Origin of the sequence: Paracidovorax wautersii (genome assembly GCF_031453675.1) — a bacterium.
In the GTDB taxonomy this organism is placed as follows: domain Bacteria; phylum Pseudomonadota; class Gammaproteobacteria; order Burkholderiales; family Burkholderiaceae_C; genus Paracidovorax.
In genome coordinates this window covers 3,818,581-3,835,501 of record NZ_JAVIZX010000001.1, presented here as the reverse complement: position 1 = coordinate 3,835,501, position 16,921 = coordinate 3,818,581, and the positions used below count along the sequence as shown (strand labels likewise).

The 16,921-nt window shown below is 68.4% G+C and carries 12 protein-coding genes; 7 read left to right on the top strand and 5 right to left on the bottom strand.

The features are described from left to right. The 4 genes from cysT (at position 1) to QE399_RS17220 (ending at position 3,633) form a co-directional block, all read left to right on the top strand. Complete coding sequence (gene cysT, locus QE399_RS17235) at positions 1-897, top strand: sulfate ABC transporter permease subunit CysT (RefSeq protein ID WP_309830632.1); 897 nt, start codon at positions 1-3, stop codon at positions 895-897. Beyond that, positions 894-1,802: a sulfate ABC transporter permease subunit CysW gene (gene cysW / locus QE399_RS17230; protein ID WP_309830630.1), complete on the top strand. Its 909-nt coding sequence runs from the start codon at positions 894-896 to the stop codon at positions 1,800-1,802. Before cysT ends, cysW begins: the two co-directional genes overlap by 4 nt. Before the next feature lie 25 nt (positions 1,803-1,827). Then, positions 1,828-2,952, top strand: coding sequence for a sulfate/molybdate ABC transporter ATP-binding protein (locus QE399_RS17225; RefSeq protein WP_309830628.1), 1,125 nt, complete (start codon positions 1,828-1,830; stop codon positions 2,950-2,952). Between the two features lie 150 nt (positions 2,953-3,102). After that, the gene (locus tag QE399_RS17220) at positions 3,103-3,633 is read left to right on the top strand and encodes a disulfide bond formation protein B (protein WP_309830626.1); all 531 of its coding nucleotides are present in this window, start codon (positions 3,103-3,105) and stop codon (positions 3,631-3,633) included. 194 nt (positions 3,634-3,827) lie between these two features. Here the strand turns inward: QE399_RS17220 and trhO are convergent, their stop codons facing one another. Beyond that, complete coding sequence (gene trhO / locus QE399_RS17215) at positions 3,828-5,480, bottom strand: oxygen-dependent tRNA uridine(34) hydroxylase TrhO (protein ID WP_309830624.1); 1,653 nt, start codon at positions 5,478-5,480, stop codon at positions 3,828-3,830. 126 nt (positions 5,481-5,606) lie between these two features. Further along, positions 5,607-6,473, bottom strand: coding sequence for a LysR family transcriptional regulator (locus tag QE399_RS17210; protein ID WP_309830622.1), 867 nt, complete (start codon positions 6,471-6,473; stop codon positions 5,607-5,609). Between the two features lie 112 nt (positions 6,474-6,585). Between QE399_RS17210 and bla the strand changes: the two genes are divergently transcribed. Together bla and blaOXA are read left to right on the top strand one after the other, a co-directional pair. Then, positions 6,586-7,491 carry a class A beta-lactamase gene (gene bla / locus QE399_RS17205; RefSeq protein ID WP_309830620.1) on the top strand — a complete coding sequence of 302 codons (906 nt, stop codon included), beginning with the start codon at positions 6,586-6,588 and terminating at the stop codon, positions 7,489-7,491. A 20-nt stretch (positions 7,492-7,511) separates the two neighbouring features. Next, on the top strand, positions 7,512-8,318 hold the full coding sequence (blaOXA, locus tag QE399_RS17200) for a class D beta-lactamase (protein ID WP_309832158.1): 807 nt from the start codon (positions 7,512-7,514) through the stop codon (positions 8,316-8,318). Positions 8,319-8,335: 17 nt separating this feature from the next. Here blaOXA and argA read toward each other — a convergent pair whose 3' ends face one another. The 3 genes from argA to QE399_RS17185 form a co-directional block, all read right to left on the bottom strand. Next, complete coding sequence (argA, locus tag QE399_RS17195; RefSeq protein WP_309830618.1) at positions 8,336-9,682, bottom strand: amino-acid N-acetyltransferase; 1,347 nt, start codon at positions 9,680-9,682, stop codon at positions 8,336-8,338. 162 nt (positions 9,683-9,844) lie between these two features. Further along, positions 9,845-10,837, bottom strand: coding sequence for a Bug family tripartite tricarboxylate transporter substrate binding protein (locus QE399_RS17190; RefSeq protein WP_309830616.1), 993 nt, complete (start codon positions 10,835-10,837; stop codon positions 9,845-9,847). A gap of 34 nt (positions 10,838-10,871) precedes the next feature. Beyond that, complete coding sequence (locus QE399_RS17185; RefSeq protein ID WP_309830614.1) at positions 10,872-12,032, bottom strand: porin; 1,161 nt, start codon at positions 12,030-12,032, stop codon at positions 10,872-10,874. Between the two features lie 645 nt (positions 12,033-12,677). Between QE399_RS17185 and hrpA the strand changes: the two genes are divergently transcribed. Then, positions 12,678-16,799, top strand: a complete 4,122-nt coding sequence (gene hrpA, locus QE399_RS17180) for an ATP-dependent RNA helicase HrpA (protein ID WP_309830612.1) — start codon at positions 12,678-12,680, stop codon at positions 16,797-16,799. Positions 16,800-16,921: the final 122 nt, after the last annotated feature.

The following is a 16,921-nucleotide window of genomic DNA, read 5'->3' as shown; positions in this document are numbered from 1 at the left end:
ATGTCGACGGTGTCTTCTGTCAGGCCGCAGCCGGGCGCTGCGGCCCCCGGTGCTGCGCGCACGCGCCGGGGTGGGGGCAAGCGGGTGCTGCCCGGCTTCGGGCTCACCCTCGGCTACACGATCTTCTACCTCAGCATCATCGTGCTGATCCCGCTGTCGGCCCTGGTCTTCAAGACCTTCACGCTGACCTGGGACCAGTTCTGGGTGGCCATCAGCGCGCCGCGCGTGCTGGCGTCGTACCGGCTGACCTTCGGCGCCTCGCTGATCGCGGCGCTCGTCAACCTGGTGTTCGGGCTGCTGATCGCCTGGGTGCTGGTGCGCTACAGCTTCCCGGGCAAGAAGATCGTCGATGCGCTGGTGGACCTGCCGTTCGCCCTGCCCACGGCAGTGGCCGGCATCTCGCTCACCGCGCTGCTGGCCGGCAACGGCTGGCTGGGCCAGTACCTGGAACCCATGGGCATCCAGCTGGCCTTCAAGCCGGCGGGTGTGGTGATCGCGCTGATCTTTATCGGCTTGCCCTTCGTGGTGCGCACGGTGCAGCCGGTGCTGGAAGATGCCGAGAAGGAACTTGAAGAAGCCGCCACCAGCCTGGGCGCCACGCGGCTGCAGACCTTCACCAAGGTGATCCTGCCATCGATCACGCCCGCGCTGCTGACCGGCTTTGCCATGGCCTTCGCCCGTGCCATCGGCGAGTACGGCTCGGTGATCTTCATCGCCGGCAACATGCCCATGATCTCGGAAATCACGCCGCTCATCATCATCGGCAAGCTGGAGCAGTACGACTACGCGGGCGCCACGGCGGTCGCCGTGGTAATGCTGGCCATCTCCTTCGTGCTGCTGCTCATCATCAACGCGCTGCAAGCCTGGCAGCGCCGCCATGCGGGAGCCCCGGCATGAGTTCGACGCATTCCCGTACCGTCCGCCGCGCCCAGGCAGGCACGACCGAGGCGCCGTGGGTCAAGTGGACGCTGATCACGATCGCGCTGCTCTTCCTGCTGCTGTTCCTGGTGCTCCCGCTCGCGGCGGTGTTCACCGAGGCCCTGCGCAAGGGTGTCGATGCGTACCTGGCCGGCCTGCGCGAACCCGACGCCTGGTCGGCCATTAAGCTCACGCTGATCACCGCGGCCATCGCCGTGCCGCTGAACCTGGTGTTCGGCGTGGCGGCGGCCTGGGCCATTGCCAAGTACGAGTTCCGCGGCAAGGCCTTTCTGACGACGCTGGTGGATCTGCCGTTCTCGGTCTCGCCGGTGGTGGCGGGCCTGATGTACGTGCTGGTGTTCGGCGCCAACGGGTGGTTCGGCCCCTGGCTGCAGGCCAACGACATCAAGATCATCTTCGCCGTGCCCGGCATCGTGCTGGCGACCGTGTTCGTGACCTTCCCGTTCATCGCCCGCGAGCTGATTCCGCTGATGCAGGCGCAGGGCAACGACGAGGAGCAGGCCGCCATCGTGCTGGGTGCTACGGGCTGGCAGACCTTCTGGCACGTCACGCTGCCCAACATCAAGTGGGGCCTGCTCTACGGCGTGATCCTGTGCAACGCGCGCGCCATGGGCGAGTTCGGCGCGGTGTCGGTGGTGTCGGGCCACATCCGCGGCCAGACCAACACCATTCCGCTGCACGTGGAGATTCTCTACAACGAGTACCAGTCGGTGGCCGCGTTCGCCGCCGCCTCGTTGCTGGCGCTACTGGCGCTGGTCACGCTGGTCATCAAGTCCTTCGCCGAGTGGCAGAGCGAACGCGAGCGCAAGGCCGCTGCCAATTTGCCCCCTGAGCGGCCCACGCCGGCCGCCGCACCGCAGTGAACTGCGTTGAAAAGAGCCTACAGCCATGAGCATTGAAATCCGCAACATCAGCAAGCAGTTCGGCGACTTCCAGGCGCTGCGCGACGTGAGCCTGGACATCCAGTCCGGCGAACTCATCGCGCTGCTCGGCCCCTCGGGCTGCGGCAAGACCACCCTGCTGCGCATCATCGCCGGCCTGGAGACGCCCGACGTGGGCAGCATCCATTTCAGCGGCGAAGACACCACCGATGTGCACGTTCGCGAGCGCAACGTGGGCTTCGTGTTCCAACACTACGCCCTGTTCCGCCACATGACGGTGTTCGAGAACGTGGCCTTCGGCCTGCGCGTGAAGCCGCGCAGCGAACGCCCGAGCGAGGCCGCGATCAAGCAGAAGGTGACCGACCTGCTCAAGCTGGTGCAGCTCGACTGGCTGGCCGATCGCTACCCGTCGCAGCTGTCGGGCGGCCAGCGCCAGCGGATCGCCCTGGCGCGTGCGCTGGCGGTGGAGCCCAAGGTGCTGCTGCTGGACGAGCCCTTTGGCGCGCTGGACGCCAAGGTGCGCAAGGAACTGCGCCGCTGGCTGCGCCGGCTGCATGACGAACTGCACGTCACCTCCATCTTCGTCACGCACGACCAGGAAGAGGCGCTGGAGGTGGCCGACCGCGTGGTCGTCATCAACCAGGGTCGGATCGAGCAGAGCGGCTCGCCGCAGGAAGTGTGGGACCAGCCGGCCAGCCCGTTCGTCTACGGTTTCCTGGGCGATGTGAACCTGTTCCGCGGCCGCGCGCACGAAGGCCTGGTGCATGTCGAGGGCGTGCAGATCGATTCGCCCGAGCATGCCGACGCGCAGGATGCCAAGGCGTTCGCCTATGTGCGCCCCCACGACCTGGACGTGCGCCGCTACTCGCCGGGCGAGGGCGTGGACTCTGCCGGCCGGCCGCGCGGCATCGTGGCGCAGCTCTCGCGCGCGATCGTCGTGGGCCCCATCGCGCGGCTGGAACTTATTCCGGCCGACGACCACAAACCAGCGGACAATGCGTCCCCGGAATCCCTGATCGAAGCGCAGATCCCCGCGTCCGAGTTCAGGGAGCTGGGTTTCAAAGAGGGTGAGACGCTGGTGGTGACCCCACGCCGCGCCCGCGTGTTTCTCGATCAAGCCGCCGGGATTTAACTTCCCCCCTGAGCCGCTTCGCGTCTTCCCCCCAGGGGGACGACGGCCTTTGCTGCGGGGCGGCCCTTGCTGGCCGTCTGCTGGCTGGGGGCGCGCCGGTTTGGTGGGGAGGGGCACATCTCGGACGGCGGTTATTGGATGAGGGAAAAAATGGTGTTGAACTGGTTGGATACCGCGCCGCGCCGCGTGCTGGCGCTGATCAGCGTGGCCTGCGTGGCCATGCTGGCGTTTGGCATGTACCTGCAGCACGTGGTGGGTCTGGAGCCTTGCCCCATGTGCATCGTGCAGCGCTATGCTCTCATTGGTGTAGCAGTCTTCGCAGCACTGGCGGGCGTCAGAGGCACAAAAGGCTGGTGGATGTCGTGGGCGGTGCTGGCCTTGGTCGCCTCGGGCTTCGGTGCCTTCGTGGCAGCACGCCAGTCCTGGTTGCAGTGGTACCCGCCCGAGATCGCCACGTGTGGCCGTGACTTCTACGGAATGATCGAGCACTTCCCCATCGGCCGCGCCATTCCCATGATCTTCCGCGGCTCGGGCGACTGCGCGGCCATCGACTGGACCTTCCTGGGCGGCTCCATCGCCAACTGGTCGTTCCTGTGCTTCGTCGCGATGGCCGTCGTTCTGGTGGTGCTGCTCGTGCGTGCGGGGCGCGGCCATCGGCGCGACGGCCTGGCTGCCGCCTGAACGGAAACCGGCGCCGCCTACCAGGCGGCCTGCCGATCTGCTTGCATGACAGGGCGCTCACGGCGCCCTGTGTCGTTTCATACGGTGGACGCCCAGCGCGGCGGGGTGATGGAGGCACAGCGCGGCGGCCATACATGCGTTCACGCCGCGTGCCATGGCTTTCGTTTTCTGATCGGCAAAAGCGAAAGGCCGAATTAGGCGGCGGGTGGAAACAGCACCACCGGACTGCCTTCGCGCCAGGCCGCGTACTTTTCCATGGTGCGCGTGAACAGGCTGCCTTGCTGCCAGTCGGCGAGCCAGCGCCGCAGTTGGGGCCAGGGGCCGGCCTCCCAGCGCTGCGGATCGATGCCCGCAAATTGCCGCACGAAGGGCGCGATCGCCATGTCGGCCAGCGCGGCGTGCGTGCCGTGCAGATGGGGCGTCTGCGACAGGCGCTCCTCCAGCGCCAGCAGCCAGGACTGCGCCTCTACCCAGGCCCGGTCCGGATCGGCATCGGGATAGCGGTTCGGGTACTTGCAGCGGTCCAGCACGGGTTTGAAGCGCGTCTGGGCGTCGGCGATGAGGGCGAGCATGTCGTCACGGGTGCCGTGGGTCGGCTGCAGCCAGCGCTGCGGGTCGTTCTGTTCCAGGGCCCACAGCATGATGTCCAGGCTTTCCTGCAGCACGGCGCCGTCCGGCAGCACCATGACGGGCACCGTGCCCTTGGGCGACGCCTGGAGCAGGGCGGCCGGCTTGTCGCGCAGCACGACCTCGCGCAGCTCGCAGGTGGTGCCGCTCACGGCCAATGCCAGCCGGGCGCGCATGGCGTAAGGGCAGCGGCGGAAGGAGTACAGCACGGGCCGATCGCCAGCGGGCGCAGCTTGCGGGCCCTGCAGTGCCGCAGGCGCTGCGACCGCGGCCGGGCGGGGTGGAGCGCTGTCCAGCCGTGCGCCGATGTGCTCCTGGCCCCGCTGCGCGGCCAGCTTCATCTGGCGCTCTCGCTCCGCCAGCGCCTGCAGTTCCGCTTCGTTGCGGGTGCCATGGCAGTAGGGGCAGCTCACGCCTTGCACATACTGCGGCGTGTCGCGGTCCTCGGCGGACAGCGGCATGCGGCAGGAGCGGCACAGGCTGTGCGACCCGGGTTCCAAGCCGTGGCCCACAGCGACGCGTTCGTCGAACACGAAGCACTCGCCCTGCCAGCGGCTGTCCTCACGCGGCACGGTCTCCAGGTACTGGAGGATGCCGCCCTCCAGGTGGTAGACCTCGTCGAAGCCGCGCGACTTGAGCAGCGCGGTGGATTTCTCGCAGCGGATGCCGCCGGTGCAGAACATGGCCACGCGTGGATTGCCCGCCAGCACGCCGCCCGGCGCGCTCTGCTGCTCCACCCATGCGGGAAATTCCGTGAAGCTGCGCGTGCCGGGGTCCACCGCCCGCTCGAAGCCGCCGATGCCCACCTCGTAGTGGTTGCGGGTGTCGATCACGACCACGTCGGGGTCGTCGATGAAGGCGTTCCAGTCCTGCGGCTTCACGTACGTTCCGGCCTGCGCGGCGGGGTTCAGCCCGGGCACCCCCAGGCTGACGATCTCGCGCTTGAGCCGCACCCGCATGCGGTAGAACGGCAGCCGGTCGCCCCAGGCTTCCTTGTGCTTCAGCTGCGCCAGCCGCGCGTCGCTGCGCAGCCAGGCCAGCACCGCCTGCACGTCCTCGGGCCGGCCGGCGATGGTGCCGTTGATGCCTTCGGGGGCCAGCAGCAACGTGCCCCGCACGCCATGGGCATCGCACACGGCCTGCAGCGGCGGCTGCAGCGCGGCGTAGTCGGGCCAATCGACGAACTGGTAGAGGGCGGCAGTCAGGTAGGGGGCGGACATGGGGCGCCGATGATACCGGCCGGCACCCAGGTGCCGTTGCAGCGTAGCGCCTGAGAATTTGAATGAAATATACCTCTGGCGCCCGTGGATAAAGCGCATTTAGCTATGAATTTGGTAGCAATCGCTTCAGGCTTCCTGCGCGCAGGCCGCCAACATCCAGGAGCGGAACGCCTCCATGGCCGCGCCCGGCGGCCGCGATTTGAGCCGGGTGAGCCAGTACGCGCCGAGCGCGATCTCGGTACCGAAAGGCTGTGCCAGCCGGCCCTGCTGCAGTTCCCGGGTGAACAGGCGCTGCGGCAGCAGTGCCACGCCGGCGCCCTGGGCCGCGGCTTCCGCCAGCGCCAGCGACGAGTCGAACACCGTGCCGCGCACCAGCGGGCAGGGCACGCTGGCTGCGGCGAACCAGGTGGCCCATTCGTCGGCCCGGTACGAGCGCAGCAGCGATTCGCGGGCCAGATCGGCCGGGGCGCGCAGCCGCGCGGCGATGGCGGGGGCGCACATGGCGGAGAGCGGCGCGTCGAGCAGGCGGTCGGCTTCGGTGCCGTGCCAGGCGCCGTCGCCAAAGCGGATGGCGTAGTCCAGCCCTTCCGCGGCGAGATCGACGCGGTTGTTGTGCGTGAGCAGGCGCAGATCCACGAACGGGTGGGCCTGCTGGAAGTCGCGCAGACGCGGCAACAGCCAGCCCACGGCGAAGGTGCCCACCGCGCCCACGGTCAGCACCTCGCGCGGGCGGCGGTCGCTCACGCGCTCCAGCGCCTGCGCGATGCGTGCGAAGGACTCGGCCAGCACGGGCAGCAGGGCCTGGCCCTCGTCGGTCAGCGCCAGCCCGCGCGGCAGGCGGCGGAACAGCGGGGTGCCCAGCCGGTCCTCCAGATTGCGGATGTGCTGGCTCACGGCCGTCTGGGTCACGTTCAGCTCCTGCGCCGCGCGGGTCAGGTTGAGGTGGCGCGCGGAGACCTCGAAGGCGCGCAAGGCATTCAGGGGCAGGTGCATGGCAGCGGGAGTAATCAGTTTTTCTTGGGGTTCGCCGCGATTATTGTCGCTGGTGCAAAGGCCTGCCGCCCTCTATCGTTCGGTCCATCACTTTCACCCGAGGACCGACATAATGAAAAGACGCCAATTTTCCTTTGAGCTGATGGCCGGGCTGGGCCTGCTGGCCGCGATGCCCCGAGCGTGGTCCGCCACCCCGGCCGCGGCGGCTGTCCACGGCGACAGCACCTGGCGCACCGCACTGCAGGCCGTCGAATCCACCTTGCAGGGCGGCCGGCTCGGCGTGGCGGTGCTGGACACCGGCACCGGCCGTGCGGCTGGCTGGCGGCAGGATGAGCGCTTTCCCATGGCCAGCACCTTCAAGCTGGTGCTGGCCGGCTGGATGCTGGAGCGTGTGGACCGCGGCCAGGAGGCGCTGGTCAACCGCGTGCACTACGAAGCCAGCGCGCTGGTGCCTCACTCGCCCGTGACGGAAAAGCACACCGGCGCCGGCGGCATCACCGTGGGGGAGCTGTGCGAGGCCACCGTCACCCTGAGCGACAACACGGCCGCCAACCTGCTGCTGGCGCGCCACGGCGGCCCCGCTGGGTTCACCGCTTTCGTCCGCGCGCTGGGCGACACGCACACCCGGCTCGACCGCAACGAGCCCGGGCTGAACGAGGCCCTGACGGGCGACCCGCGCGACACCACCACGCCGCTCGCCATGCTGCAGACGATGCGCAGGCTGGTGCTGGGGGATGCGCTGTCTCCGGCGTCGCGCGCCATCCTGACGCAGTGGCTGGTGGACAGCAAGACCGGTGACAAGCGCCTGCGCGCAGGCGTGCCCGGCTGGAAGGTGGGGGACAAGACGGGCACGGGGGCCAACGGATCGTCCAACGACGTCGGCGTGCTGTGGCCGCCGGGCGGCGGCGCGCCCGTGCTGGTGACCTGCTACATGACGGGCGTGCCGGCGGCGCCGGAGGTGCGCGACGCCGCCATCGCCCAGGTGGCGCGCCACGTGGTGCAGGCGGTGGGGGCGTGAGCGGAGGCCGGTGCCGGGCGCTGCTGCGATCTGGGGTCAGCCTCGGCCTGTTGCTAGGCGTGTTTGCGGCCCACGCGCAGCGTCTGGCTTGCACACTCATCGTGGATGCGCACAGCGGCCGGACGGTGGTGGAGCAAGGGGGCTGCGACACCCGCGTGACCCCAGCATCGACCTTCAAGATCCCGCTCAGTCTGATCGGCTTTGACGCTGGTGTGCTGCAGAACGCCCATGCGCCAACTTTCCAGTTTCGGCCGGGTGATCCAGATTGGGGCGGCCCGGCTTGGTTGCTGCCTGCAGACCCTGCGCGCTGGATGCAGTGGTCGGTGGTCTGGTTTTCGCAGCGCTTGACGCATACAGTGGGGGCCACTGCGCTGCAGCGTTATGTGCAGGCTTTCGGTTATGGGAATGCAGACCTGTCAGGCGATGCGGGTCGCAACAACGGTCTGGACCGGGCCTGGATCAGTTCATCGCTGCAGGTCTCTGCCCGTGAACAGGTCGCTTTTCTGCGTCGCCTAGTGCAGGGGGAATTGCCCGTCAGCGCGCAGGCCGTGCGGATGACGGCGCAAATCACGGCGATAGGGCCGTGGCCAGGGGGTTGGCAGGTGCACGGAAAGACCGGTACGGCCTTTCCGCGCAGGGCCGATGGCGTGTCCGACACGGCGCGCGGCTACGGCTGGTTTGTGGGCTGGGCGGTGCGCGGCGGGCGTGTGCTGGCTTTTGCGCGCTTGGCGCAAGACACCCAGGTGCACGACACGCCCCATGGTCTGCGCGTGCGCGATGCGCTGAAGCAGGACTGGGCCTCTCTGGTCACCACTCTCGCGCCTTGAGCGCCAGCCCGGTGGTCCTACAGCTTCTTGACCAGCACCTGGCTCTTGCGGTCCCAGTTGTATTTCTTCTTGCGGGCCTCGGGCAGCCAGTCCGGGTCCACCGGCTGGAAGCCCCGCTTGATGAACCAGTGCATGGTGCGGGTGGTCAGCACGAAGATGCTCTTCAGGCCCATGATGCGTGCGCGCTGCTCGATGCGCTTGAGCAGCTTCTCGCCGTCGCCCGTGCCCTGGCTTTGCGGGGACACGGTCACGGCGGCCATCTCGGCCGTGGCGGCTTCCGGGTAGGGGTAGAGCGCGGCGCAGCCGAAGATCACGCCGTCGTGTTCGATGATGGTGTAGTTGGCCACGTCGCGTTCGATCTCGGTGCGGTCGCGCTTGACCAGCGTGCCATCCTTCTCGAACGGCTCGATCAGCTGCAGGATGCCGCCCACGTCGTCGGGCGTCGCCTCGCGCAGCTCTTCGAGCTTTTCGTCCACGATCATGGTGCCGATGCCGTCGTGCACGTAGATCTCCAGCAGCAGCGCGCCATCGACCGCGAATGGAATGATGTGGCTGCGCTCCACGCCGGCCTCGCACGCTTTCACGCAGTGCTGCAGGTAGAACGCGGTGTCGGTCGGCTTCTGCGCCGGGGGCAGGGTGGCCAGCATCTGGCGCGCCAGGGCCAGCGGCAGCTCGGTGTCGATGGGGTTGTCGTCGCTCTCGGGTGCTTCGGGCTGCGTGCGGATGCCCGGCACCTCGGAGACGAACACCAGCTTGTCCGCCTTGAGCGAGATCGCCACCGACGTCGCCACTTCTTCCATGCTGAGGTTGAAGGCCTCGCCGGTGGGCGAGAAGCCGAACGGCGACAGCAGCACCAGTGCATCCATCTCCAGCGAGCGGCGGATGCCCGCCGTGTCCACCTTGCGCACCAGGCCGGAGTGCTGGAAATCCACGCCATCGACGATACCCACGGGCCGCGCCGTCAGGAAGTTGCCCGAGATCACCCGCACTGTGGAGCCCGCCATGGGCGTGTTGGGCAGGCCCTGGCTGAAGGCCGCCTCGATCTCATAGCGCAATTGTCCTGCGGCCTCCTGCGCGCAATCCAGCGCCACCGAGTCGGTCACGCGGATGCCGTGCGAGTACTTGGCCTCATGCCCCTTGGCGCGCAGCTGTTCGTTGACCTGCGGCCGGAAGCCGTGCACCAGGACGATCTTCACGCCCATCGCCTGGATCATGGCCAGATCCTGCGCGATGTTCTGCAGCTTGCCCGCCGCGATCGCCTCGCCCGTGAGGCCGATCACGAAGGTCTGGTGGCGGAACTTGTGGATGTAAGGCGCGACGGACCGGAACCAGGGGACGAAGGTGAAGTTGAAGACAGCGGACATGGAGAACGGTCGAGCGGGCAGGGCGGGCCGCAGTGCAGTGCGGGGCAAGCGCCGAATGATAGTGGCTGCGGGTGACAGCGGCCATGGCCCCGGCTGCGGCAGAGGGGCCCGCGAAGCCGGGGGCGGCGGAGGGCCGCGCCCGTGCCCGCCGGCCGGGCTGCCTCACGACTCGGCGGTGAAACCGATCTGCTTGACGATCGGCGCCCACCGCTCGGACTCCTGGTGCGTCATCGCGCCCAGCTCTGCGGGCGTCGATCCGCCCGCAATGACGCCAAAGGTGGCGAGGCTGTCGATGACCACCTTGTCCTGCAAGGCCTTGTTGATGGCCGCGCTGGCGGCGGACACCACGGCCGCCGGGGTGCGCGCCGGTGCGTAGAAGCCGTACCACTCGTCGAAGCGGATGTAGTCGAAGCCCTGTTCCGAGAACGTGGCGACGTCGGGGGTGAACGGCGTGCGCTGCGGCCCCGACGTGGCCAGGATGCGCAGCTTGCCGCTCTTGGCGTTGGGAATGAAGTCGCCCACGGGGGTGACCATGGCAGGGATCTGGCCTCCCACCGTATCGGTCACCCCCGGAATCGAGCCCCGGTAGGGAACGTGCCGCAGATCGATCCCGCTGTGCTTGGACAGCAGGGCGCCGATGAAGTGCGGAATCGAGCCCGCGGCCGGCGAGCCGTAGCTGGCGTCCTTCGGGTGCGCCTTCGCCCAGGCCAGGAAGTCGGCCACATTCTTCACGCTGGCCGGCACCATGGGCCCCACGGCCAGTGCGTGCGACAGCGTCCCACCCAGCGCCACGGGCGTCAGGTCTTCGAACGGCTTGTACGACAGCTTGGGGTAGATGCCGGGATACACCGTCAGGACCGAGTGCGGCGTCAGCAGCAGGGTCGCTCCGTCGGGCGCTGCGGCTTTCACGGTCTCCACCGCAATCCGCCCCCCGGCGCCGCTCTTGTTGTCCACCAGCCCGGCACTGCGCACGTAGCCCGCAGGCGCCAGCCGCTCGGCGACGCGGCGGGACAGCACATCGGCCGTGCCGCCCGGCGGAAAACCGACCACGACCCGGGCGGTGTCCATCGACTGCGCCTGCGCGGTCCAGGGAGCGAAGCCCCCGAGTGCGGCGGCCGAGCCGAGCGCCTGGATGAAAAGACGGCGTTGCGCCATGGAAGCACCTCGCAGGTCCGACAGGGGATGTGCGTCAGAAGGCATGGCGCAACCCCACATTGAGACCGGTCTGCGATGCGCCGACGGCAGGGGTGCTGCCGGCGGCGCCCCCACTCACCGACACGGCGGCCCGCCGGTCGTTGCGGATGTGGCCCACCTGGACGTAGGCCGCGGTGCGCCGGGACAGGCTGTAGACGAGCCGGGCCACCAGCATCTGCGAATCCGCATCGTCCACCGCCCGGTAGTTCAGCCGCAGGTACTGGCCGTCCAAGGTCAGGGCGCCCGTCAACGGGTAGGACGCGCCCACGTACCAGAGGTGGCTGCGTGGCTTGGCCACATCGCCGTCGTTGTCCCGGCGGATGACGCCGCCGCCGAACTTGGCGCCGGCCCACTTCACGTAGCCGTTCACGCCCAGACGTTCATCGCTGCGGTCGCTGCGGTTCAGGTTGCCGAAGACGATGTCGGTGGCAGAGGCCGTGTTGCGCCCGTTCTGGCGGTCGTAGGCCACGGCCGCTCCCCATTGGGCGCTGTCGTACTTGGCCATGGCGGACCACTGCCGACAGGCGCGGCTGTCGCCCGCGCTTTCTCCGGCGCAGTTGGTGCCCACGGGGCTCGGACCCGAGTTCACCGTGTCGCGGCCGAAGCTGTATTGCGTGCCCAGCGTCAGTCCGCTGAAGGTGCCTCGGTAGGCGATGGCGTTGTCGGCGCGCGCATTGGGGATGTAGCTGTCGAGCGAGCCCAGTGCGTACACGGCCGGGCCGATCACGTCCGCGTCCTGCATCGACAGGAAGATCATCGAATACTGCCGGCCTGCGGAGACGGTCCCCCAGGGCCCTGCGAGCCCGACGAACGACTGCCGGCCGAAGCCACGGCCCCCTTGGGCCAGCGTGCCCTGGTCAGGGGCGAAACCCATTTCCAGCGTGAACACGGCGCGCAGGCCGCCGCCCAGGTCCTCACTGCCACGGAACCCCAGGCGGGAGGGCAGGGAGCCGGTGTTGCTGGGCATGCGGGTCAGCCCGCTGCCGCTGGCGCCCACGTTGTTCACACGCTCCACGCCGATGTCCACCAGCCCATACACATTCACGCCCGATGGCGGCGCGGGAGGCGGGGCGGTTTGAGCATGGGCGGCTAACGTGGCGGTGGTGCCTACCAGGGCCGCACACCAGCGGCGCCTCAGCTGTCTCTTCGGGGTCATGGGAGTCTCCTTGCGATCTGGGGGCAAACAGTCGTCCATGCCGTGCGCGACGGCGCCGGCGCTGCAGGTCACGGCTTGGGGCGGCCGGAGGGCCGGCCCTTCCGTAGGTGGGGCGCAAACCGTGGGCTGTGCCCGGTTTGAGGTGGTGGTCGGTGTGTTCACCCGCGCCTGATGGGGCCTTGTGGGGCCCTTGCGCGGACTGGATGGGCGCCGCGGCTCAGGTGTCGCCGGCGTGGCTCGCCCGGGGTCCGATCAGGCGTCACGCATCCGCATGGCGCCGTCTGAGCGCCGACATCGGCCTGCGTGCGGTGTCCCCGCCGAAGGGGGCGGTGCCGTCAGGCGCGTAGGGCGCCGTCTTCGTGATGCCTGCGGAGTCGCTGAAGCTGTCATCCTGGCTCCTTTGTGCCACGCTGCGCTGGGCTTGCGCGCCCGCTGTATCATGACAATTGATTTCGTCGGCGCATCGTTAATGTGGCTAACGGATAGAGTCTATTTTTATTTTTGAAGGAGTGTGTTGGTAGAAGCTCTAGGTCTGCAGATCCGCAAACGGGTGCATGCGCTTGCGGCCCTAAAGTCCGATGGCCGGCGTGACAACTGCGGCCGCGCGCACGCCGGGGTAGGCGGACTTGGATAATGCCGTCCTTCATGACCGAATCCGTGCCATCCTCTTCCGCGCCTTCCGGCGCACCGCAGCGCGCCACCACCGCCCCCTTGCGTATCGAGTTCCCCGAGTCGCTGCCCGTATCGGGCAAGCGTGACGAAATCATGGCTGCGATGCAGCAGCACCAGGTGATCATCGTCTGCGGCGAAACGGGCTCCGGCAAGACCACGCAGCTGCCCAAGATCGCGCTGGCGCTGGGGCGGGGCAAGTGCAACGCCAAACCGGGCACCAAGGGCCAGCTCATCGGCCACACGCAGCCGCGCCGGATTGCCGCCAGCAGCGTGGCCAAGCGCATCGCCGAAGAACTGAAAACGCCGCTGGGCGACGTGGTCGGCTTCAAGGTGCGCTTCCAGGACCGCCTGTCGCGCGATGCCTCGGTCAAGCTGATGACGGACGGCATCCTGCTGGCCGAGACGCAGACCGACCCGCTGCTGAAGGCTTACGACACCATCATCATCGACGAGGCGCACGAGCGCAGCCTGAACATCGACTTCCTGCTGGGCTACCTGCGCCAGATCCTGCCGCGCCGGCCCGATCTGAAGGTGGTCGTCACCTCGGCCACCATCGATGCAGACCGTTTTGCCAAGCACTTCGAGTCCACCAAAGGTCCCGCGCCCATCATCTACGTGTCGGGCCGCACCTTCCCGGTCGAGCAGCGCTACCGCCCGTTCGAGGATTCGCGCGACTACGGGCTGAACGAGGCCATTGCCGACGGGGTGGACGAACTCTGGGCGGGCAACGCCAGCGGAGACATCCTGGTCTTCCTGCCCGGCGAGCGCGAGATCCGCGAGGCAGCCGACCACCTGCGCAAGCACCTGGCGCACCAGCCCGTGATGCGCAATGCCGAGGTGCTGCCGCTGTTCGCGCGCCTGTCGCAGGCCGAGCAGGACCGCATCTTCGACGGCCACACGGGCCGGCGCATCGTGCTGGCCACGAACGTGGCCGAGACGTCGCTCACGGTGCCGGGCGTGCGATACGTCATCGATGCCGGCACCGCGCGCGTCAAGCGCTACAGCTTCAGAAGCAAGGTGGAGCAGCTCCTGGTCGAGCCCGTGAGCCAGGCCGCGGCCAACCAGCGCGCCGGCCGCTGCGGCCGCGTGGCGAACGGCATCTGCATCCGCCTGTACGACGAGGCGGGCTTCAACAGCCGGCCGCGCTTCACCGACCCGGAAATCCTGCGCTCGTCGCTGGCCGGCGTCATCCTGCGCATGAAGTCGCTGCACCTGGGCGACGTGTCGCAGTTCCCCTTCATCGAGGCGCCGTCGGGCCGCGCGATTGCCGACGGCTACCAATTGCTGGGCGAACTGGGCGCGGTGGACGACGCCAACGAGCTCACGCCCATGGGCGTGGAGCTGTCGCGCCTGCCGCTGGACCCGCGCGTGGGCCGCATGATTCTGGAAGCGCGCGACCGCCAGGCGCTGGACGAGGTGCTGGTGATCGCCAGCGCCTTGAGCGTGCAGGACGTGCGCGACCGGCCCCTGGAGGCGCAGCAGCAGGCGGACCAGGCGCATGCCAAGTTCGACGACGAGAAGAGCGAATTCAGCGGCTACCTGAAGCTGTGGAAGTGGATCAACGAGGCGCGCGGCGGGGTGCCCACGCTGCCTTCGGCCCGCGCGCAGAAAGACGCCGCCATCAAGGCCGCGAAGCAGGGTACGCGCGCGCAGGCCAGCCTGCCCGTGGCGCAGCGGTTGACGGCCGCGCATGAACCGGCGGACACGGCCGCAGTCACAGCGGCTCAGCAACCCACGCACAAGCTCAGCAACCGGCAGTACGAGTCGCTGCTGCGGCAGAACTTCATCAGCATCCGCCGGCTGCGCGAATGGCGCGACATCCACACGCAATTGCTGACCGTGGTGACGGAACACCGCTGGAAGCTCAACACGAATCCCGCGAGCTACGAGCAGATCCACCTGTCCATGCTGGCCGGCCTGCTGGGCAACATCGGCGTGAAGAGCGACGAGGAAGACTGGTACCTGGGCGCGCGCGGCATCAAGTTCTACAAGCACCCGGGCGCGCACCTGAACAAAAAGCCCGGGCGCTGGATCGTGGCGGCCGAGCTGGTAGAGACCACGCGCCTGTTCGGCCGCGGCATCGCCGCCATCGAGCCGCAGTGGATCGAGCAGATCGGCGGCCACCTGCTGAAGAAGCAGATGCTGGACCCGCACTGGGAGAAGAAGGCCGCGCAGGTCTCGGCGCTGGAGCGTGCCACGCTGTACGGCATCGTCATCTACAACAACCGGCGGGTGAATTTCGGCAAGATCGACCCGTACGCCGCGCGCGACATCTTCATCCGCGAAGCGCTGGTGAACGGGCAGTGGGAGACCCGGCTGCCTTTTCTGGCCGCCAACCATAAGCTCATCGCCAAGGTGGAAGAGCTGGAGCACAAGTCGCGCCGCCAGGACGTGCTGGTGGACGACGAACTCATCTACGCCTTCTACGACCAACAGCTGCCGGCGGATGTGTGCACGGGCGCGGGCTTCGAGGCCTGGTACCGCGATGCGGCGGGCGGTAACCCCGACCTGCTCAAGCTCACGCGCGAAGAGCTCATGCGCCACGAGGCGGCCGGCATCACCGGCAACGCCTTCCCCAAGACCGTGCGCCTGGGTGGCGTGGACTGCGCCGCCAGCTATTTGCACGAGCCCGGCGATGCGCGCGACGGCATCACCGTGACCGTGCCGCTGTTCGTGCTCAACCAGGTCAGCGAAGAGCGCTGCGAGTGGCTGGTGCCCGGCATGCTGCAAGCCAAGGTCCAGGCGCTGCTGAAAAGCCTGCCGCAGCGCCCGCGCAGCCGCTTCGTGCCGCTGCCCGAGAGCGCGGCGCGCATCGCGGAGCTGTTCAACGCGCCCGAGCGCTTCGGCCACGGCAGCCTGGTGGACGCGCTGCTCAAGCAGGTGCGCGATGAAACCTCGCTCGACGTGAAGCGGGCGGACTTCAAGCTCGACATGCTGAGCCCGCACCTGTTCATGAACTTCCGCGTGGTGGACGAGCACGGTCGCCAGCTGGGCCATGGCCGCAACCTGGGGGCCCTGAAGGCCGAGTGGGGCGCCAAGGCGCGCGGCGCGTTCCAGGCGCTTGCTTCATTAAAGATAGCTGGAGGCGCTGGTGTACAGGGCAATTCAGATACGAAAGACCGTGAATCTGAGGGTGGAAAAGCGCATGAAGCTACTAAAAGCATAGCGTCAGGCAAGCCCGCCGGCGCTTCGCCTGCGGGGGCCGCCCGCACGGCGGCGCCCGCGGAAAAGGTCGCGCAAAGGGCCGACGCGCGCTACACCGCGTGGACCTTCGGCGAACTGCCCGAGCTGATGGAGATCCGCAAGGCCGGCCAGACGTTGATCGGCTTTCCGGCGCTCATCGACGGCGGCGACGCCGTGACCATCGAGGTGTTCGACGAGCCCGAGGTGGCCGCGGCCAAGCACCGTGCCGGGCTGCGGCGTCTCTTCGCGCTGCAGATCAAGGATGCGCTCAAGTACCTGGAAAAGAACATCCCAGATCTGCAGAAGATGGCCGTGGCCTACATGCCGCTGGGCACGCAGGAAGAACTGCGCGCCCAGATCATCGACGTGGCGCTGGACCGCGCCTTCCTGCAAGACCCCTTGCCCACCAACGAGGCCGACTTCAAGCGCCGGGTGGACGAGGGCCGGGGCCGGCTGACGCTGATCGCCAACGAGGTCGCCCGCCTGGCGGGCACCATCCTGGTAGAGTACGCCGCCGCCGTGCGCAAGATCAAGGACACCAAGAATGCGCCCGACGCCACGCAGGACGCGCAGCAGCAACTGCAGCGGCTGATGCCCAAGACATTCATCGCCGCGGCGCCGTGGGCCCAGCTGGCGCACTTTCCGCGCTACCTCAAGGCCATCACCCTGCGCCTGGACAAATACCGCGCAGACCCGGCCCGCGATGCGGCCAAGCTGGCCGAACTGCGCCCGCAGGAGCAGCGCTACTGGCGCCTGGTGGCAGAGCGCAAAGGCGCGGTCGATGTGCGCATGCAAGAGCTGCGCTGGCTGCTGGAGGAACTGCGCGTGAGCTTCTTCGCCCAGGAGCTGCGGACGCCGCAGCCCGTGAGCGTGAAGCGGCTGGACAAGCTGTGGGCGCAGCTCAACAGCTGAGCGGCGGCGCAACCGGGGCGGACGGGCTCGCTTGAAAGGGGCGCCTCTGCCGGCGCGCACCCGGCGCCGTCACTCCTGCGGCGTGCGCCCGGCGATGGCCGCCAGACACCGTGCCGCGCTGC